The 20,879-nt window shown below is 39.9% G+C and carries 17 protein-coding genes; 12 read left to right on the top strand and 5 right to left on the bottom strand.

The features are described 5' to 3' along the window. The first annotated feature begins 5 nt into the window (after positions 1-5). Genes DN730_RS10925 through DN730_RS10940 form a run of 4 tightly spaced genes read left to right on the top strand, consistent with a single transcriptional unit; the run spans position 6 to position 4,459 of the window. Entirely contained in the window at positions 6-1,913 is a 1,908-nt protein-coding gene (locus DN730_RS10925; protein ID WP_115468176.1) for a Mu transposase C-terminal domain-containing protein, read from the top strand. Then, a complete protein-coding gene (locus tag DN730_RS10930; protein WP_115468177.1) occupies positions 1,906-2,808 on the top strand; it encodes a TniB family NTP-binding protein in 903 nt (300 codons plus the stop codon). Before DN730_RS10925 ends, DN730_RS10930 begins: the two co-directional genes overlap by 8 nt. A gap of 2 nt (positions 2,809-2,810) precedes the next feature. Continuing rightward, positions 2,811-3,926, top strand: coding sequence for a TniQ family protein (locus tag DN730_RS10935; protein ID WP_115468178.1), 1,116 nt, complete (start codon positions 2,811-2,813; stop codon positions 3,924-3,926). Then, positions 3,923-4,459: a hypothetical protein gene (locus tag DN730_RS10940; protein WP_115468179.1), complete on the top strand. Its 537-nt coding sequence runs from the start codon at positions 3,923-3,925 to the stop codon at positions 4,457-4,459. Before DN730_RS10935 ends, DN730_RS10940 begins: the two co-directional genes overlap by 4 nt. On the opposite strand, the gene DN730_RS10945 is transcribed toward DN730_RS10940, so the two are convergent. Then, complete coding sequence (locus tag DN730_RS10945) at positions 4,435-7,020, bottom strand: UvrD-helicase domain-containing protein (RefSeq protein ID WP_115468180.1); 2,586 nt, start codon at positions 7,018-7,020, stop codon at positions 4,435-4,437. The genes DN730_RS10940 and DN730_RS10945 overlap by 25 nt on opposite strands. 3 nt (positions 7,021-7,023) lie before the next feature. After that, positions 7,024-8,856, bottom strand: a complete 1,833-nt coding sequence (locus tag DN730_RS10950) for a hypothetical protein (RefSeq protein ID WP_115468181.1) — start codon at positions 8,854-8,856, stop codon at positions 7,024-7,026. Between the two features lie 817 nt (positions 8,857-9,673). Here DN730_RS10950 and DN730_RS10960 point away from each other — a divergent pair. Both DN730_RS10960 and DN730_RS19135 read left to right on the top strand, forming a co-directional pair. After that, on the top strand, positions 9,674-10,399 hold the full coding sequence (locus DN730_RS10960) for a DNA/RNA non-specific endonuclease (protein WP_115468183.1): 726 nt from the start codon (positions 9,674-9,676) through the stop codon (positions 10,397-10,399). A 131-nt stretch (positions 10,400-10,530) separates the two neighbouring features. Beyond that, positions 10,531-10,698, top strand: coding sequence for a hypothetical protein (locus tag DN730_RS19135; protein WP_170139019.1), 168 nt, complete (start codon positions 10,531-10,533; stop codon positions 10,696-10,698). A 202-nt stretch (positions 10,699-10,900) separates the two neighbouring features. Here DN730_RS19135 and DN730_RS10965 read toward each other — a convergent pair whose 3' ends face one another. From DN730_RS10965 to DN730_RS10975, 3 genes are read right to left on the bottom strand one after another with little or no spacing between them, the layout of a single operon-like run. Further along, positions 10,901-11,632: a cellulose-binding protein gene (locus DN730_RS10965; protein WP_115468184.1), complete on the bottom strand. Its 732-nt coding sequence runs from the start codon at positions 11,630-11,632 to the stop codon at positions 10,901-10,903. A 3-nt stretch (positions 11,633-11,635) separates the two neighbouring features. Then, a complete protein-coding gene (locus DN730_RS10970) occupies positions 11,636-13,843 on the bottom strand; it encodes an anti-phage 6A-MBL system cap2_3 protein (protein ID WP_115468185.1) in 2,208 nt (735 codons plus the stop codon). Continuing rightward, positions 13,836-15,056 carry an anti-phage 6A-MBL system MBL-fold protein gene (locus DN730_RS10975; RefSeq protein ID WP_115468186.1) on the bottom strand — a complete coding sequence of 407 codons (1,221 nt, stop codon included), beginning with the start codon at positions 15,054-15,056 and terminating at the stop codon, positions 13,836-13,838. Before DN730_RS10975 ends, DN730_RS10970 begins: the two co-directional genes overlap by 8 nt. A 165-nt stretch (positions 15,057-15,221) precedes the next feature. Between DN730_RS10975 and DN730_RS10980 the strand changes: the two genes are divergently transcribed. The 6 genes from DN730_RS10980 to DN730_RS11005 all read left to right on the top strand — a co-directional run bounded on the left by DN730_RS10980 (position 15,222) and on the right by DN730_RS11005 (position 20,810). Continuing rightward, positions 15,222-15,917, top strand: a complete 696-nt coding sequence (locus tag DN730_RS10980) for a hypothetical protein (protein WP_115468187.1) — start codon at positions 15,222-15,224, stop codon at positions 15,915-15,917. Further along, complete coding sequence (locus tag DN730_RS10985; protein ID WP_115468188.1) at positions 15,914-16,348, top strand: hypothetical protein; 435 nt, start codon at positions 15,914-15,916, stop codon at positions 16,346-16,348. The genes DN730_RS10980 and DN730_RS10985 overlap by 4 nt, the downstream gene beginning before the upstream one ends. A gap of 162 nt (positions 16,349-16,510) precedes the next feature. Next, entirely contained in the window at positions 16,511-17,107 is a 597-nt protein-coding gene (locus DN730_RS10990; protein WP_281270520.1) for an ImmA/IrrE family metallo-endopeptidase, read from the top strand. Between the two features lie 322 nt (positions 17,108-17,429). After that, positions 17,430-18,155: a hypothetical protein gene (locus DN730_RS10995; RefSeq protein WP_115468189.1), complete on the top strand. Its 726-nt coding sequence runs from the start codon at positions 17,430-17,432 to the stop codon at positions 18,153-18,155. A 411-nt stretch (positions 18,156-18,566) separates the two neighbouring features. After that, complete coding sequence (locus tag DN730_RS11000) at positions 18,567-19,553, top strand: DNA-processing protein DprA (RefSeq protein ID WP_115468190.1); 987 nt, start codon at positions 18,567-18,569, stop codon at positions 19,551-19,553. Between the two features lie 9 nt (positions 19,554-19,562). Beyond that, on the top strand, positions 19,563-20,810 hold the full coding sequence (locus tag DN730_RS11005; RefSeq protein WP_115468191.1) for a phosphoribosyl transferase: 1,248 nt from the start codon (positions 19,563-19,565) through the stop codon (positions 20,808-20,810). Positions 20,811-20,879: the final 69 nt, after the last annotated feature.

Genomic DNA, 20,879 nt, shown 5'->3' on the forward strand with positions numbered 1-20,879 from the left:
TTGATATGGTTAAAAAAAGTGCTGCTATAACACTAAGTCAAGGAAGCAATATATTCCATGAGGGAGTGCCTTACTTAATTTTACAGGTAATCGATTTATCCCATGTTCTTTCCGAGAATGAGTTGACCGGAGAAATCAAGAAACTTAGAACTTCTGAAATTGAGCTAGAAGCACCTCATATTAAGAAAACAGGCCCATTACTCGATACGATCCAAGATAAAGCTTGGGATATAGCAAAACAGCGCTTAAAAATCATTCGTCCATTGATTGGACTTCGAGGTAGAACGGCTGATGATGTGAGAAAAGTGGCTACTGAGCATGGGTACCACATAAATACTTTGTACAAATGGATACGTGACTACGAAAACTCAGATCAAATAACAAGTTTGATGCCTAAAACACAGAACAAGAATCGCGGTGTGCTAAAACTGGATCCTCAGTTAGAAGCAATTATAGCGGCCACTCTTGAAGAAGAGTATCTAACAAAACAACGAAAATCGGTTCCGCACGTTTACACAGAGATTAAGCGGCAGTGCAGAAATGCAGGTCTAACCTCTCCTCATATCAACACAGTTAGAAATCGTATTAATCAAATTGATAGAAAGTTGAAAGTTGTTCGTCGTGAGAGCTCTCAAAAGGCTCATCGGGAATTGCATGTTAATGCTGGTGCGTTTCCTCATGCCGATACACCTCTGTCAGTTATTCAAATTGACCATACACAATTAGATATCATTGTGGTTGATGAAGACTATCGATTACCTTTAACTAAGCCTTGGATCACTCTAGCGATAGATGTTTATAGTCGTATGGTTTCAGGTTTTTATATTTCATTCGACCCACCTTCTGCTGCAAGTGTTGGTAGTTGCCTTGCTCACAGTATTTTACCGAAAGATACTTGGTTAGCTGAACATGATATTGATGCTGAGTGGCCATGTTGGGGGCTACCAAGAACAGTGCATGCTGATAATGCCAAAGAATTTCGAGGAAAAATGGTCACGAAAGCTTGTGACATCTATGGTGTTAATATGGAGTGGCGTCCAGTTGCAAGGCCGCACTTTGGTGGGCATATAGAGCGACTACTTGGCACGTTCGCTAAGAAAATTCATAACCTCCCTGGAACAACATTTTCAAATACAAGAGAAAGAGAAGGCTATGACTCAAGTAAAGAGTCGGTCTTTACTTTGAAGGAATTTGAATCGTGGTTTGCCAATCAAGTGCAGGCGTATCATCACGATATTCATTCTGAGATCAATTGCACACCACTTGCAAAATATGAAGAAGGGATCTTTGGTAGCAAACGCCATAAGGGTTCTGGTTTACCCCCAAGAGTGAAAGATGAATTCACTTTAAGGCTTAACTTTCTTCCATATTACGAAAGAACAGTCCAGTCCTATGGGATTGAACTTGATAAGGTTTTCTATTTCAGTGATGTCATACGTGTGTGGGTTCATGCCACAGTCGATAATAAGAGTAAGCAAAAAAGAAAATTTATTATTCGTCGAGATCCTCGCGATATCAGCGTAATTTGGTTCTTTGATCCCCAGTTAGAAACATACTTTGAGATACCGTATCGAAACAATTCATTTCCAGCTGCCAGTTTGTGGGAGTTGAGAGCGGCAGATAAGCATTTAAAAGAACAAGGATTGGCGACTATCAACGAAGATGTCATTTTTTCGTCAATTGAAAAAATGAGAAGCATTGAGAAAGATGCTACGGAGAAAACCAAGAAAGCTCGAAGGGCGCAAGCAAGACGTAAGGATAACGTTAATAAGGCGGTTAAGGTCACTAAACATGTTGAAAATGATATGCCTAAAGCCGTAAGACAAAAAGTGCCAGACCTTATCTTGGATGATAAAGAAGAAGACATAATCTTGCCATTTGATGAAATTGATGAGGTTGCAGGGTATGAGTGAGCCGATAATAGATTTATATCCCCACCTTGGTTCACTAGCTAAAGATTATGTGACTCTCGATAATGATACTCGGATTGATTGGATTCGCTCGCCTCGCTGGATTGGGTATCCGAAAGCTAAAGACATTCTGAATAAGTTAGATGATTTACTGATTTATCCAAAGCGTCACAGGATGCCTAACCTCTTAATTGTTGGCGACAGTAACTCTGGCAAAACTATGATCGCTGACCGTTTCTCTAGCATGCATAAAGCTTATGAAAAAGATAATAATGAAGGAGTAGTCATCCCTGTATTATCTATTCAAGCGCCACCAGTGCCAAGTGAGTCTCGATTATACAGTAATATACTAGATAAAATATTCGCACCTTATCGCCCCTCTGATTCTGCAGAAAAGAAACATCATCAAGTAGTTCATTTAGTTCGAGCATGTAATGTACAGATGCTTATCATCGATGAAATACACTCGATATTAGCCGGTAACCTAGAAAAACAGCGTGTATTTCTTAGTGTATTAAGAAACCTAGGTAATGAGCTCAAAATTCCAATTGTCGGACTAGGAACAAAAGATGCGCTGCGAGCGTTGAAAACAGACCCACAGCTTGATAATCGATTTAAACCTATTTTATTAGCGAAGTGGGAGTACACCACAGATTACAGGCGCTTGCTTGCTAGCTTTGAGTCTGTTCTACCTCTTAAGAACCCTTCTAATTTGTCAGATAAAGCGATTGCATTGAAGCTTTTAAGTATGACTGAAGGCTTACTAGGTGAACTATCGGAATTACTGTCTGATGCGGCAATTGAGGCCATCGTTACAGGTAAGGAATGCATAGATCTTGAATTACTTAGCAAGTTAGATTGGTTAGCGCCTACTGCACGCCGTAGCCAAAGGTTGTAAAAATGGAGTCTCATGTTTGGCCATGTCACCCACGCCCCTTACCAGATGAGTTGCTTTCATCCTGGTTAACTCGTTCAGCAATGGCCAATAATCAAAAGATCTCATCAATTATTCAATTAGCGACAGGTAAAAGAACTAAAATAGCTCAAAAGTATATAGATGGCTCTTTACCTATATCATTTCTGAGCGGCTTTTCTCGTTGCTTAGCTGTGTCTGAAAATAGACTGAGAAATATGACTTTAGATAGTTATGCTGGGGTTATATACGAGCAATCTTCATTGAGGTCTAAACGGCGTGGTGGCATTTTGAATGCTGGGGAAACTCGACACCACCTTTTTTTTCAACAATATTGTCCTGCATGTCTAAGAGAAGGAACTCCTTATTATAGGAAAATATGGAGACTATCTTGTATGACGGTATGTCATATCCATAAGTGTAAGTTGTTAGATCGATGCTCGGGATGTAGTCATCCAGTATTGGTGATGGCAAACGACTCTAAGAATAACCATTTACCATACTCAGGTGATTTTACAGATTGTCATCAATGTGGGGAAAATCTTAGTCGTGCTATGAGCGCGCCAGCTGATAGCCGAATGATTGATGAAGCAGCATTTTACCTTTTAGTGATGAATAGTGGATTTACATTGTTTCATTCCAATAGGAATTGGACATATTCATTTGTTTTCTTTAGTTTAATTCGTTTACTTATGAAGCTCGTCTATGACCGGATAGGTATTAGTTCAGGATTTAAAGTTTCCAGTCCTGATATTGATTCGATAGATTGTGAGGGTCGTTATCTTGCTGCGAAAGTAATTGTGGGAGCTTTTGATAAGTGGCCTGATTCATTTATTAATTTATGTGAAATGTGGTCAATTCGTTACTATGAACTCGAGACTATCCAAAAAATTCTAGGCTATATACCATTCATTATAGAAAGAGATTTAAAGCCAATCATTTATGCTCCTAATTTACCTCCCTCTGAGGAAAGTATTTTGTCTGCGATTCACGTTATGCGTAAGAATAAATTGCGGATAAATCAGACGACCTTGAATAATTTTATGGGATATAAATGTTCAGAAAAAATAATCTTTTTTTTAAAGAAGGAGAAGCTTTTATGAGTGATCAGCACCAATACTCTAACTGTAAAAAATGCCATTGCGAATATGATACGGATTCACTTATTGACTCAGGAGGACTTAAATATGACTTAGAATCTCCTACCTGGGATATGAATTTTAAACAGCAGTTTGATATAACTCTTAGTGCTTTTGAAGATGCAGATCGTGAGTTTTTAGTGAAATATGCACAGAAATATCTTGCTTTAGAGTATAAAACGACCCAGTTTGACGGTGTTTTGGATAAATTACGTATACGAGAGATGAAAGAGTATCTTCAAAGAGAAAGTCTATTTGACCTAATTGAAGATCATAAGATCAGTATGGTTGAGGTGTTTGAATACTTATTAATGCAAACTCGATACTTTTCAGAGTTAATCAGGTTAGATAGTATTGTGATGAGAAATTTAAGTGAAACAGAGCCTGAAATTTACAAAAAAGTTATCAATGCGAGAAAAAAGAACTCTCATTTTTCTCCCGCAAAGAACTTAGGAGTTTATAATTCAAAGGGTTATTCAGAGTTGAACTCTTTCTGAAAGACTTCTTTATATAGGCCATTTCTATTCTGTTTGCTTAAAAACCAGGTAAGGTGGTTTTTAGCACGGGTGATTGCAACATAAAGCATGCAAAGCTTTTCATGATGTTGGGCATCATCATAGGTTCCTCTTAAGTCACACCATCGATAGATGCTATTTTTGATAGGGTTGCTTTGCGCTTGGGGAATGTCCCCCATTAAGAATACTGATTTTGCTTCAAGTCCTTTGCTTGTGTGAATAGTGTGTGTGTGAACTATACCTAATTTTTTTTGCTCTTCAATATATTCATTCCATTCTGCGTGCTCGGTGTTTAGCATATAAGAGGTATTACTGCTTAGGATAAAAATGGGGGCTCGTTTGGTTGGTTTTATGTCTTCAGTGATAGCCTTCTTTAACAATTTTAAAGCTAAATCATAGTCAATAGAATTAGATTTTTTATTGTTTATAACCGATGAAGGTTGATGGATAAAAAAGGAAGAATCCATTGTTTTAGCGTCACCTCTAGCCGCACATAAATTCTTAGCTTTCCCTCTTGATTCAAGGCATTTCTTTCCATAGCTGACGATTTTTTCGCTGCTTCTATAATTGTTAAGCAAATCTATTGGTTCAAACACTCTTGGTGCAGGAAAATACCTGTCTGGATCCAAAATATATTCACTTGAGCTTCCTCTCCATGAGTAAAGTGATTGATTTTCATCACCTACCATCATTATAGTTCCTCTATCGGAGGCGGAAAAATATTTTCTTTTCAAATTGCAAAATAGATTGATTATGTTTGGTGATATATCTTGAAATTCATCTATCAATAAATGTTCAATCCATTTTAAATGGCTAAGAATAGTGCTGCTTTCATTCCGAATATTCATATTGGAAAGTTCATGAAACATTTGGTCAAAGGTTATTAACCCTCTTGTCGCTAACTCTTCATCAAGCTTTTTCTCAAATAGCACAGAAGCCTTAACAAACATCTGGTCTTCACCAGAGGCCTCTTGGAAATAGCGTTCGATATGGCTTTCCGCACATGTTCCTAGCTTTCTTCCGTTGGAATAGACAAAACTTGAAAGATTATATAGTTGTCTTTGAATCGGGGCATATTTAGGTGAAGATTTATCAAAATTTACTATCTCTCCTACAGGCTTATGAACAAAATCAGGTGGTGGGACTGTATCGGCCGCTCTCTCTCCTGAAGCTATTTGTTCATTTATGAGGAGCTGCCTTATAGTTTCTATACTTTCACTCCATATATAGTTTATATTTGCCCTAGCGTTTACTAAGTCTTTACGCCATTTGCACCAAGTATTAATTGAATAGTAACGGCTTTTATCTGGATTTGGGTAGGATGTTGAATCAGCTTTACGTATGTGTTCAGGTAAACTGACAAATAGCTTAATTCCTGTATTGGGAAGGTAGAAATGGGTGTTAAGATGACGTTCTCCCTTTATTAACTCTTTGTGTGAAACATCAGCTCTATATGGCTTTAGATGGTTCTCATATAAGTCTTTATTTTCAAGAATCCAATCTGTAAGGAGCTTATCTGAAAGTGAATTTTCATTTAGATTGTCATAGCGACAATTATCTACACTTTTTCTTCTGTTTAAGGAGATAGAGTAGAGAATTAGAATTAGATTTCTAAAGCTCTCATCATGCGTGAAAAGTTTTTTATATGTTACTGATAGTACTTCAGACAGTTGAGGAACACTCTCATCTTTTTGATATATCCTTTTGAGCTCTTCAGCTGAAAGGCCGTCAAGCTCATCTATATCGAAAGTATTACCTTGTTCGTCCGCTAATTTCGGAGTGTAGTCTCCGTAAATCAACCTTCGGCTACTACTACCAAATTTACTGTATGTGTCGAATGCAATAGAGTGAAAGGTTCTTACTATTTTCTTGCCCTTATCTTCTGTGAGAGGTTCTTTCCATGGGCAAAGTTTATTAATTAAACCTGTGACCTTTTCAATGAATTCAGCTCTTGATGCTCTTGTAAAAGTACAGACGGTTATCTGTTCAAGAGGGATTCCTAACTCAACATGAAGAAGCGCAACTCTTGCTGCTAAAGTTGTTGACTTACCAGCTCCAGCACCAGCAGTAATACGGCATCCTGGGTTACGGCTAAATAACATTTCTTCTTGATTTTCATCTGGAGTGATGCCTATTGCCTTTAATTTATCAAGAAATGATTTTCTGATGTTTTCTGTAATAGGAAGTTCATTTTTTTGAATCAAGTAGCCTGATTTATGAATGCTATCTTTTAAGCTGAATGGAACTATCGAGTTGTCATTACAATACTGGTCAAACTGAGAACTGATGTTGATGATATAGTTTTTTGCTTCTTTTGCATATGCAAGTAGTTTATCGCGTTCTATTTTTACTTTTTCATTCTCAGCTAGGACTTTTTCATTCCTGCGAGACAGTGTGTCCACAACTTTACGAGCAGATAATTGATACTTATCAAAATCTTCTTTAAGTATCTTGTTTTTTCTGATTCCGCATAGTTTAGGGACTGTAATTTTGTCAAACTCAATAGTGTTTTTTTGTGGTTCAACTTTATCTGTTTTATTCAAAAATCAATCCTGATTGGTTAGTTTGTTTAAAATGTAGTTAGTAAATTTTGACGCGTAGCTTTTGTCTAAAACCGAGTCGTGTGCAGGGTGCCGTAAAATTAATATCTTTGAATTTTCATTGTTTTGGGGGCGTTTTTCCTTGGTTTGCCAAACTCCGCTATTATCGGAGCAGCTTTGAAATAGCGATTTTACTCTTACGTATGCTATTTGAGGTTTTTCGCTTACTATCATTAGGGTCGCTACATCATCTAGCTCTACCCATCCCTCCATCCCTTCTTGTAGCTCGATTCTTCGCTCTACCTCTATTAAGCACACGTAAACAGCTTTAAACTCGAACTCCACAGTGATTGCGCGTCTAAGGTGTTCTTTTGAGCATTTTTTATCTGTGTATCTCCATGTTCTTTGACGTTTTTTTTCTGTATATGATGCCGGAAAATAAGAATATTGTGAGTTTTTGCCAAGATGCCCGTTTATTGAAATTAATCGAAGATTGGCAACATCGGGTGAACTCTCTAGATGTCGAATCACGTCTCTGAAAAGTTCTAAACGATTTATTTTTTTAGGAAAGATGAATCTCTCTTTACCCGCTATATCTGGAGATAAATCAACCTTTGATCCCCTACCACCACTTGTGTGCTCTCCGGTATTACCTGATGTGGCTTCTAAGAATTTCATATGACCTTTAGCACTAGAAAAGGGTTCTAGGTTTTCTGGGTTATAGCATCGCTCTAAAGCTACATTAGCTAGTTCTGATAAATTTGTTGTCAGTGTGTTGTCTAGTTCTATGTCGAGCTCTCCCAAGTCTAGTGCTGGTTCATCTTGTGGCGTCAATTGGAAATTTTCAGCAGCGGATATTCTAGGTGGTGCATATGCTGGCTTACCTTCAGGTCCAGTTTGTAAAATATTTGATCTTGGGTTTTCGACTTTACCTGCGTTGTCTCGATAGTAGTCTAATGAATCGAATGGAAACACTGATGAACAGCTGAGTATTTCATAAACAATAAAATTTTCAGGGATGAATTTTCCTCTAACTACTAGGTTCGTTTTACCCCTAAAGGGAAATTTTGTCTTAGGCGTTTTCTTCCAGTTATTTGCTTCTTGAATAGCCAAATTGCTACTTATCATTAATGCTGCTTTCTGAGCCCACTCATTAAAGGCTATTCTGGCTAAGGTGGGAGCTGAAATGTCTTTTACTTTAGAGCGTAGCTGAATTACAGCTTCTCTTTCTGAGCGTAGATATGTGTTCTGTGGATAAAATAAGGTATCAAGGTGAAGACCGAACTGAAAGAGCTGACTGAAGGCCCAAGCGTTCATCTGGAAGTATGCCTGTATTAATACCACATGGGGGAAAATATATTTTCGACCATTATGCACAACCACTTCAGCGGATGTTTTAGTACATCGTTGATGGTAGGGATGGTGGCTTGTAGGTATGAAGTAGCTGGGAAATGCAGCACCTTGTTCAGATAAATCCTTTTCACCGCATAAAATTGGGTATGAAGTATCATCTGAAATTAATACATTCTTTAAGCTCAACTCTTTGTAGTTAGGTGTTAAATGTAATTGCTCGTTTTTCCAGATTTGCCCAATACGAAGAATCAGTAAGTATGTGATAGGTACTTCTACTGATATTTGATTTTTATAATCTGATATAGACTTACTATTGAACTCTCTACTGAGTGGGTGGAGCGTTAGCCCTATTACAACCTCTGATAGCAAGACTTCGATTACAGGTTGGCTTCTTTTTCTTCCTTGTTTGTCGTTGTAGTCGATGTAACCAAAAAAGTCGATTCGCCATAGAGTGTCGATCGTTGGCGTAATCTTAGCTATTCTCATCTGTTCCGATTCCTTGAGTTCCTACTGATTATGCCTATTACTCTAAACTGATGTACTCATTGAATATAGAACATCGTATTAATGTAATGACAGGTTGTCTACTATTTGGATGCAGATCATTAAGCGACACTTGCTTATTGCTAAGGTGTAGTGGTCATAGCAATGTTTTTATCTCTAAGCAATTTATCAATTTGGGCTCTTCGGTAAGGCTTTTATACAGATGAGAGGTATGAAAGAGCACAGAGTAGTCTATGCCTATTTGACTTATATAGGAGAGGAGCGTGATTCGCGCAGCTCGTATGTTAACCGACCTTCATGGTGATATTGTGATAGTCTGTATTCATAGCAAAATTAGAGTTAAGACGTTGGAGCCTGATAGCGGAAGATCTATCAAAAATGTGCCAAAATACTTTTTCCTTAGGGGCGGTCTGATTGTAGTGTTAGAGTTTAAAATTAGTTTTTAAATCAATGGGATATGTGAATCTTTGAGTGTTGCTTTATTCGAATGTGCACTGTGGAGATTTCCGAGCATTAGGGTTGTTAAAATATGGCAAAAAAACGATCTCCAAATAAGCAAGTTACAATGCATGTTTTCGATCCCGAGGAGGTTCGACAAGCAGCGCTTGCTTCAAACCCAATTAGTCCGCACTACAATCCAGAGGTAGTGGCAAGATACTTTGAAAAGCGTCATAGACAGGGGCTAAAGACTGCTCGTGATAGTTAAACAATACGTGAGTAAGTCGATAAGGTTATTTCATGTTACCGATTTACTCACATGTTCCTTAACTGGGCCCCTGGTTGCATTGGAGACGGATGAATGAACTATTTTTTTAAAATATCTATGCTCATAGTAACTCTTGGCTTTACTTCATACTCTTGGGCATTCCAGTGCGAAAGCCATACCAGCTTCGGCGTGCCGTCCTCGGCTGATCAGTTGTTATGCAGGCAAGGATACGCTTTAGGCTACAGTTACGAGCATCGAGGTCCTGTGTGGGTTCAGTATTCAGTATCAAAAGAAAGCGTTGAAGCCAGCTGTTCATCCCAACCCAACTTTCGAAATGACCCAGAGATTCCGGAAGAGTATCAATCAACTAGTCATGATTATACTAACTCTGGTTATGATCGAGGACATATGGCTCCTAGAGCAACTATCGATTTTAGTTGTGCCTCAGAGACAGAAAGTGTTTTGTACTCTAATGCTTCACCACAGGATCCAGGGCTTAACCAAGTTGGGTGGAGAAAGTTAGAAGAGCTGATTCGAAGTTGGACGAAACAAAGACAAAATCTCTTTGTCATAACCGGTGCTATTTTTCGTGGTAATAAGCGTATTCGAGATAGAGTGTCAGTTCCAAGTCACTACTACAAAATTGTTTATGATCCTGCGCGAAAGGAATCTATTTCCTTTCTTTTCCCAAATGAACCTTTGGCCACATATGATCTTTACAAAGGGATCGTAACTCTTTCTGAAATTAACAACTTCAGAAGCCAGAACCTGAGTCTAATGTTTGATGTAGTGAAAGAGTATAGGGAGCTGAATTTTTAATATGCCCAACAATAGATTGATGTGATTATCTCTGAACTGCTTTAGCCTAAGAGGTTGATCGGTACTCTGGGTCTTCTAGCCTACAATTCAAAAAGTTAATATGGTCTTTCAAATTGTTCAAGGAGGAATAAATGGAACAACTCAAACGACTGCTTATAGATTTGGAGTGCATTTCATTTCAAGATATATCCGAAGTGCCAAAAGAAATGCAACACGAAATTGTTGAGCAGATAGAACAGCTGCAAGATAGCCTTTCAACGCTAAGTAAAATTAAGAAAAATACTGTCGAAGCTCTTTAGTAACGAGTTGGGATGGTTATATTTTTATGAAAAATGTGCAAAAACGTAGCTTAAATTTTAGTAGCTTCAGGGGCTGAATATCTGCAGATACTTCATTTTCTCTTCGTTGAATTGCCTATGAAAAATAATATTGAAGAGCTGGCGAGTAATCTTTTCTCCATATCATTAAAGTAAATATAATTTTATACTGAAAGGTTTGATGTCATTTGTCGCATGCTTCAAAAAGAGTTCGTGCATATCGATACCCTCTGCGTTTTACAAATTTTTCATTCAGTACGAAACAGTGAATCAACAAGCATATGATAGAGGTAAATAACGAAATAATTCCCATAGAATTAAGTGTATGGGGAAAGTCAGTTGTTGTAGTAAAATATAAAAACAGTCCATTTGACACTAGTGAAATCGACGCAACTACCAAGCCTGCTTTTTTTATCGCCACGATGTTACGAGCAAAACCATAAGCTACGTTGTCGTTGTAAATTTGACTATATTTTTTTCTATCTCTTGTGTACTCACGCATGTAGTTACTTGCGCTTCTGATTTTTTCATAAAGCTCTTCGTTTTCAACTTGCCCATCTAGAGTGTCTGGCAGGTCTAATCCACTACATTTTCTATTGAGCCACTTGAAATACCTCTGCTTTGTATATCTGTCTAACTCTTTATTACTGGGTAAAAGTAACAAGGTTGAAGGAGCACCCCCCCACTTTTTGAAATAATTATCCTGTAAATCATTGCCAAGATTCGAAATATAGATCGATAAAAACGACATAATTCCAAAACTGATAAGTAGAGTCATTGTGGCGCCCAGGATTGTTTTTGCCTGCGGATACCATGCCAAAACAGTAAGCACTAAAGGAAAAAGAACCACGAATACAGGCATAAAACGAGCATGTATAGCATAGTGTTCGAAGTGTTTTGAAAGTTCTTTAAGCATTAACTAAACGCGCTCAATGCGCCCTCCTGTATGAACCAGCATAACTATGGGTAAATCATAATTTTTTGTTAATTTTGCATATGTGTCTCTGTCTTTAGGGCTTGGAGGTGATGATGTAGGATGGCTATGCCAGGTACCCAAAAAGGTGATTTGTCCATTCGTAGCAGAATGAATATCTTTAAATATTTCTTCAAGCCCATTTGTAGCAATATCAAATCGCGCTGGCGTTCGAATGGTTCCATCAGGTGCTGGTACAATCAAAGTGACATATATAGTTTTTGACAGGTGGCATACCATTCCAGCCAGCACGCCGCCTTGTTCAACAGATGAACCTTTCGACTCACGTTCTATTTGGTCTCTTATATTTCCTAAGACTCGGATCTCCCAACCAAAATTCGTATCTCTAGGAATGATGAGTGTGGCGGGGAGTACGTAGCTTGTCCAATCAAGCCTATAGTCTTTGTCTAAGTGACCAATGTGGATTTGACCTTCATCTAGACCGGCGCTCTCTCCTGTATACTGATTTACTTTCCCTGCTAAGGCCGCTGAAAGAACAGAAAGGCCGATGTCGTCCATAATTGTTGTTGCTGAACTACAACCATCACCAAAACTTTCTCGTGCAATAGTCCCACCATACATTGCCTTCTGGACACGATCGTCTTTGTAACAGAGAGTATTGGTGTATGCCATTAGATCATCAACTCGAACACACCTAGCCTTTCCTTCGATAGCCAGCACTCCCATTGCAGCCTTTCCGTATAGAATGCTGTGCATCAAACGCGCAGTGAGCTTTGCGCGGTGGGCAAGGAAGTGGCGTACCGGTAAAGACGCGGTGGTATCGAGAATATAGCGGAACTTTTTATCAACGATAGCTGGTTTACTTTTCCCAAGTTCCAGGACATCAACCTTTAGCTGTTCAACATTCACCCCAAGTGCCCGAATATCTCTTCCGACTAAATTTACTTTAGAACCTCCAATACTATCAAAATCGTCCACTACTGATCCGTAGCGGGCATTATTGTGACTAGAAAAAAAATCGTTATCGATTAAGGAAAATTCATATTTGCCGCTCTTGGCTAAATGTAAAGCCATCTTCGAACCCAGACTGCCGCAACCAATAAAAGATATAGGTATAACCCCAGCATCTTGGTCCTCCCCAGATACAGATCGAAGCATTGCGGGACAAGTAGACTTGATCATCAGTGGTGCGTGAACTGGTACATCATCGGCCAATTGTTCTGAGTTCTCAGCAAAACGGACACGGTATGGAAGAAGCTCCCACGGATTATCAGCACCGATCACGTTAAACGGGCGTTCTACGGCTATTACAACCATAAATTCTTCGATCCCTGCTTTATTGTGGGTTGCGCAAGCCTTCGGCGAAGAGGTAGCCATAATATGCTTTAAACGAGCATCAAAAGCGTCACTTAATTGCAGTTTTTTTAACAGCCATCTCAGGTCCGCGAGGGTCTTGACAGATTCAGCCCAATATTCACTAACAATCCTATCTACTTGTAACAACAATGCAGGGCCGTGCCGGACTCCATTTAAAATACCAACATCCTTGACCTTGAATACGCTATTTGCTCTACCAAGTGACGGCGTCTCAATATACCCCAATACCAAATTATGGTTGTTGCCGGAGACTACATACCTGTACCGTAAATATCGAGCAGGGGCATAACTTTTTAGTTCCTCGCGAATTGCGTATGTGTCTGCACTGACAAGCCCGGAAGCATTGTCTCTGCGTACTGGTTCCCATCCCTGTACAGGGCACAGTAATTCTCCTGAAGCTGCGTTGTTTAGCCAGTGTGTCATGGCTTCAAATACAGCCTCGATGCCACTGCTATGTAAAAGGTCTGTAAGATCTACCTCAGCAATACAGGGAGACACGCCTTTACCTTCGATGATGGGGTTGATATGCGGTAGAGTTAAAGGAAAGTCGTCTCTTAACGTGGGCTTAGGTGCACTTAGGGGGTATTCCCAAGGGAACATCCACGATACAGGCTCTATCGAGCGCACCCCTGAATCGGTTTCTCCAACTGATTCAAATTTTATAGGCAAGTCGACTACCCAGCTTGTTGAGACTACTACTCCATCTACCGAACAGCTTTTCACTTTTAGCTCAGCAATAGAGGAGTATCCCTCCAGCCAACGGATGGCATCGCGAATGTCAGGCGTAATCTCACTCTTTGATTCTAATTCACCCATGTCCAATTGCCTGCCCTGAATGACCAATGAGCGTGGACGTTGCTGCGGTTCGCTTTTTGGCTGATGAAGTAGAATCAGTCGAGGATGTTTTGCTAGCTTTTTGTGGCCCTGCATTCGTTAAACGATATTCAAGAACAGAAGGCGCTGTCTCTCCGTTCGCAATGTTGTCGGCCAAGCATAAAAACGTACCTTTCGCTGAGCTAACAATACTTTCGTATTCTTTCTTGGCTCCGAAATTTGGCGGGTCATTTTTGTCATCTTTGATCGGATCACTACTGGAAATAATAACCGCACCTGTCCTTGCTTGGCTTAGCGCCTTTTTGGCTGTTTCTGACACTTTGGGGTTATCGCTTTCAGAATAACTATCGTGTGACAAGGTGTGCCAAGAGCAGTGGTGGGGCGCTAATAGCAAATCATATGAAAGCTTTTGTGGAGAACCCTTAAACTTCTCCCAAATAATCTCCCATGCCTCCACACTTGCATCACCGGCAAGAAGAACAAAGTTGGTTGGATCGGAATACCCATGACTTGCAATTCCCCAACGTAAAATGACACTAGACCGATTTTTTTCTAGGGCTTCGTTATCTTCAAACTCATCGTCGGATAGTGGCCCATAAATATCAATGCTTAGTTCTTTAAGCGTGGCTTCATTAATTTTGCTGATGACTTCTCCTGGTTTGTAGACAATACCTAGAATGTCACTTGTTTTTCCGTCGATATCCTCTCCAATAAGGCGGATGCGATCGCCTTCTGCTCCAATCGCCTTAGATTCGCGATAGAGTTCTACTCGGCGCTTTGCTTCGGTATTAAATACCTTCGCATCCTCGCACAAACTATGTTTTTTGCTTTTTCTTCGGAAGACCAATGGTGAAGACCAGATTTCCCGTACAAATATTCGGTCCTTCTCCCCATTTTTTGCTGGAGCGTAGTCACTCGGTGAGCCTTGATAGAAATACTTTTCAAAGCCACCAATATGGTCCTTGTCAGGATGGGTTAATACAAGGGCATCCAAATAGGGGCGCCCATCGCAGTCCTTTTCTAGCAGGTTGTGTAGTTCGTCCAAAACATTACATTGATCGTCTTCCTCTGTGCATGACTGTCGGATATACATGTCAACCAGCACATAGAAGTAGCGATTATTCGAAGCGATTTTGAGTAGTGTCATATCGCCATTACCCACCGGAAGGTGGTAAATAGATGATTTCTTTACCATTTGAATGATATACCTTTAATTCTGTGTTTCACTTAATGGATGCTGCTATTAACACAACATTACCAGCGGCTATTCATCTATACTGGTGAAAATTTAAAAGTGCCGATTTTTTTTCTCCATTTTTATTTTTTCTTAGTATGTAGTTACAGGGAGGCTAATCTACGTATGGTTACCGAAGAAATAGACCGGTATTCAGTGGTTGAAATCGAAGATATGTTGAGCAACCTGGCACAAGATAAAGCATCTCTTGCTAGGATATACAGGTACTATGAGGGGCTTGGATGTGAGCCTAGGACTGGCCTTACGCCCGAGGACATTATGGTAGAGGTTTGGCTAGATACATTGTCCGAGGTCCGCATTTGGAAGCGAGGTATTGAAACGTTAAAGCATTTCAAAGAGGTTGGCCGTAGCGTAATAAGCAATGCTGCTGATAAACAAGACCAACTTGAGCATATTGAGTCTGAAGACCAACTCTATGGTGAGAATGGTGTACTGTCGATAGCCACTGCAAAATTGTCTATCTCGCATCAAGGAGTATCGAAGCAGGAAAGTTCGAAACGTGTGGTCAAGCACACAGCAACAGTAAAATCCTCAGCGCCCTCCCCAGAAAATTTGTTAGTGGAACATCAAAAGGGTATGAATCTCAAAGAATGGACGAGCAAAGTGCTCGATCTTTTCAGAAGTGACAGTGATGTCATGTGCTACTTGAAACAGTTTTTAAATGATAACACCATAAAGCCCGCGATTATGGACGCCTGTAGTTTCAGTGAATCCGTATACAATAATGTACGCAAACGTATAAAAGACAAAGTACGGAAAAGGCTTCCAAATGGAATTAACTGGTGGGAGATCAGCGAATGAGTATGAAATTACTCAGAGAAATTAATGAGCTGGTTATTGAGGCTGATATTGAACAATCTGACAAAGAGATCCTTGCTCGCCTAGGCCTCAATGGCTTTCCAACGCATAGTCAGTTATTGGTTCTTCAGACTGCACTCTCGGATGCCATTACCCACAACCGAACTGAAAGGCTGAGCCGAGCAAAATTAGGGTTTAGCAGACACCTTGAAGATTCAAAACGGAAGTCCATTTTTTCTCTTGGTCTTACAATGGCAGATATGCTCCAGGATATCGTGAAAGTAATGCAGGATTCCAATAAAGTACCCAAAGGCCTGCTTGTAGCATTCCGTGAACAAAGCCAGAATCAAGAGGCTAGTGAGGATGACATACGCGAGATTTGGGAAAGTTTTGCTCGCTTAGGGCTCATAGACCCTGATGAGAAGAATGACTAATGAAGTTTCGCCAACAGCCATGTGACATTATGAAATCCTTGGGGATCTATTCTCCCCAGGACATTGATTTAGACTTGATTGCTTACTCCCTAGGCGCTGAAGTCAAGCGAGCCTCTCTCTGATTGTGAGGGATACATTATTGGCAGTGAAGATAAAGCCATTATCACTATCAATAAAGATGCTCAGATCGAGCGTCAAAGATTTTCGCTCGGGCATGAAATAGGGCATTGGGTGAATGATAAAAAGCTTAACCTTACTTACCGTTGCACCACAACAGATATGCGTCAACATACATCGCAGGAAAGCAATTTTCGACAACAAAAAGAGGTGAGAGCAAACCAGTTTTCTGCTGAACTACTCATCCCCAATCACATTGCCACACCTTATTTAGCTGAATTAGACATAACCTTCGAATCTGTCAGTGCCCTTGCTGATATGTTTAATGTATCTCGTACATCAACTGCGATACGATTGGTGGAGCTGTCTTCATCACCTTGCATGCTCATCTGTTACGATCGGACAGGGAACCGTCGCTGGTTTCGTCGAAGTCATATTATTCCAGAGCATTTTTGGCCGCATAAAAAAATCATCACCCCAAAAGCAGTGTCATTACTAGGGACAGCAGAGGAAGTAGATGCCGACACATGGATTGATCAAGAGAAGGCGGTATTTTATTCGGTTACTCAAAGCACTTTTTCTAATGCTTATGGCACGCTTGTGTTGTTGTGGTGGAAAGACGAAGCTCATTTGTTGGCATAGTTCATTCGTAATTAGTTGCTAGAACAACAGTTTTCTCTAGATTCTTTAAAGATGCATGAGTGGATGTCGTAGCGAATATCTTAAAAAAGATACGAGCCTTTTTTGCCAGATATTCACTATGACTCAACTCGCTTTATCCATACTACTTTCCTCTGTTTTAATTGCTCTCTTGCTGTGGCACATAGATAAATTGTCATTTATAAAAAGTTTATGCCTCATTCTGTGTTTACAACGATAGTTATTTCGTTTTATTTATCCTTAGTTTGCCCCGATATACCTAACTCATATAGACTGAAGAAAATCTGTTTGGTTAGTTGATTAAATGAATAAGTACACACATCATCATATTGAACGTTTCTATGAAAAATTCATCAATAGATCTTTTGATCAAGATGATATTGCTATGTTTATCGTGTTATCTAGAGATTACACGCCTAAAGGAAGCATCTTTCGTGAGCTAGGTGATTTTTTAGCTCATCCAGATGAAAAAGACAGAGGTTTAGTAATCATGGCATTCCGAGATGTTATTGATTTCTTTGATGATAATACAATAGAAACTTTTGCTGGAGCAGAGCTACCGAAAAAAAGAAATAGCGGGATTGGAGCCCTTGATGAAGTGAAGGCTAGTTTATGTTCAATTTTTACTCTCGTTGGAATTAATCATCCGATAGAGTCTACAAACGAGCTACGCTTCCGTGATTTTGTTTTCTGTTTAATATTTTTACTTGGGAACTTTCGTTTGAAGATGAATGGTCAACTAGTGGAAATTCAAGTTAAATACGGAAACGGCCTTTCTCTTTCTGTTTCATACGAGAGTGCAAGTTATGATAGGCATTACTTATCTCTTAAATTAATGCTGTTATGTGGAGTATGGCCTCAATGTATATCTTCCGATTACGAGAAAGACCTAAGCGGTTATATTGTTAGACGATTTTCTAATGGAAATTTGGGTGCGATTCCATACAGGCTAGATGTACCGGATTTAAATGCGGATATGCGATCATATGAGAGAGGAATGGTTTGGCCGTTGAATGATTACAAGTTTTAGATAAATTATATTCATAACTTATTTGATTTATAGTTTTTCAGTGTACAACGTTTAGAAACTGAATATTGTTCAAAGGTATGCCTTCACTGATTTAGTAAACGTATCTCTGCCCCCTATCGGTTTAGAAGATGCTACTTCACAAGACTCTTTTTCTATTTCAAAGGTGCTTGGATTGTCATCGGTGAAGTTCGAAAGCAGTTTTTGAGAACCTAGGATGTATCAAGGTAACTAAGGTCTAGCCATACTCGGAACTGCACATGCCCAGGGCAAAATGATCACGCTCATATTGGCTGATTGCTTGCTATACGTAATAGAAGTCAGGAAGATAGGGCAATAAGAGCGTGTCGCATTCAGCATTCAAACTAACTTTAAACCTAACGCTCTCAGTGCAAATATAGCAAGGTATTTGAAATGGAAAAGGAGCAAGATTACTGGAAAGCTGAAACTGTCGCGTTTCTAGCATTGCAGTCATTACGTGGTGTGGGCTTCAAAACATTGCATAAAATCGCTGCTCAAAAAATCAGCTTTAGAGAACTGATTAAAACAGACGATGTTGAACACTTTGAAAAAATACTTCGACATAAGCTGGATGACTCGATTAAAGAGTCAGTCGATTCATGGATGCGGTTTAAGCTTGACCTATGGAACGAGGGTCTTGAACTTGCACGTGATTACGTCAAGAAGAACATTCGTATTTTCTTTTATGACCAAGACTTCTTTCCACAGCAGTTGAAAAACATACCTGAACCACCTATGTGGCTGTTCGTTGAGGGTAACTACAAGATACTTCAGCAGCCATCAGTTGCTATCGTTGGTAGCAGAAAAACTACAGAAGACGGCCTTTGGCTAACGAAGTACATTGTTGCAGCTATGGCTAATCAGGGCTTGGCATCTGTGAGTGGACTTGCTGACGGTATTGACCAAAAAGCCCATGTTGAGTCTATTCGCTTCAATGTGCCGACGATTGCAGTACTAGGCACCGGCATTGATAGTAACTATCCTCGTGGCTCTGAGCATTTACGAGCAGAGATTGTTGCTAACGGTGGTGCAATTGTTACTGAGTACTTGATTCACCAAAGTTACAGTGCTCAAAACTTCGTTCGTCGTAATCGCATTCAAGCCAGCCTTGCTCAGATTACAGTGCCAGTAGAATGGAAGATAAAGAGCGGTACAGCTCATACAGTAAACTTCACGAAAGAATACGGTCGATTCTTGGTGATGCCGTATCTCTATCAGTCAGATTTAGAAAATGCAGAAATAAAAGCGGTCAGTGCATATAAACGCGGACAAGTATTTAGCGTTCCTGACCAATCCAGTGACTTAATCAAGTATTTAAAACAGCCAGAAGAAAGCCTTCCAGTACAAGGAGAGCAAGGGCAATTTTCAATGGATTTCTAAGGAGGTTATATGGCTGCTAGTCGACTAAAAGGTGTGATTCTCAGTGTCAAGGATACGTTAATCAACACTGGGCAGATAGAGGATAACGTTTTCGCAGAAGTAGAAAAGCTAATGGCTTTCTTTACGCTACGTGGCATTAAGCCAGTACTGCTTGCTAATCGTGCTTGGACTATTACCGACCACAACGATAACGAAAAAGACTTATACGATGCGTTTGAAGCTCATTTCAAAGAACTAACTATCTTTACTCGACAACGTGACCCTGATATTCCGCCTAAGCCACGTGCAGCAGCAACTCAGTACGTTCTAGATGAAATGAAGTGGGAAGCTAACGAAGTCGTTTATATCGGCAGTAGCGACGATGACATGCGTACGGCTGTAAACGGCAAGATTCTATTCTTACGTGCTACTTGGTACAGTAACAATACTGACTATGGCTTCGAGTTTTCCGAACCAAAAGAGCTTGCTCGATTTATAGATACGCTTTGCCTTCGTGAGCACTTTTGGAGCCATGAAATCAAAGACGGAGATTTCGAGTACTATGCGCTTGCACCGTTCAGTACATATAAGCCTGAGTTCAGAAAGTACTCGGAGAATGGACGGGCAGCAGCTAAGTTTGGCTTGGGCGATGTTGACTTCTGGTTGGGGGCGCTAGTCACGAGCATGTACTTTACTGGTATTCATCAGCGTATTGATTTTATTGCTGCCTACCCAGGGCACAGAGCTGGCGTTGGCAACGATAAGATGAACGATGACCTAATGACTTTCGGGAAATGCTTCAACAAGGGCTATTTGCATAATTTGATTGAACGTCACACGACGGCTACAAAATCACAGAGTGCACGTCGCGAAGGCAAGGTGATTGACCATCACAATCAGCTCAACACTATCAAGCTGAACAAGCTACCAACCAAGAACTACAGCGATAAACCATATAAACATACACCTCTGAATCAAAGCAAAACAGTCTTGCTTGTTGATGATATTTGTACGAAAGGCTGGTCACTTGAAGCTGCTCGTAAGTACATTGAATGCACAGGCGCTAAAACAATCATGGTTACATGGTTGAAGACAATCAACACTGATATTGAAACAATCGACGCTACGCCTGAGTTTGACCCTTACCAAGCAAACCAGTTTGCTAACATTCCGTTAGGTAAAACGTATGGCTATCATGTGTATCATGTAGATGGTGTTGCTTCTGAGGAGCTTAGTGTGCAATTACAACAATACATTAATTGGGATTGGCCAGCTTAACCTTATCGAGCACAAGGACCTAGTAGAGATCTAGGGTGTTAGGGGAAATCAGTTCCAATTTTCCTTACC

Source organism: Marinomonas piezotolerans, from assembly GCF_003362755.1.
Taxonomy (GTDB): domain Bacteria; phylum Pseudomonadota; class Gammaproteobacteria; order Pseudomonadales; family Marinomonadaceae; genus Marinomonas; species Marinomonas piezotolerans.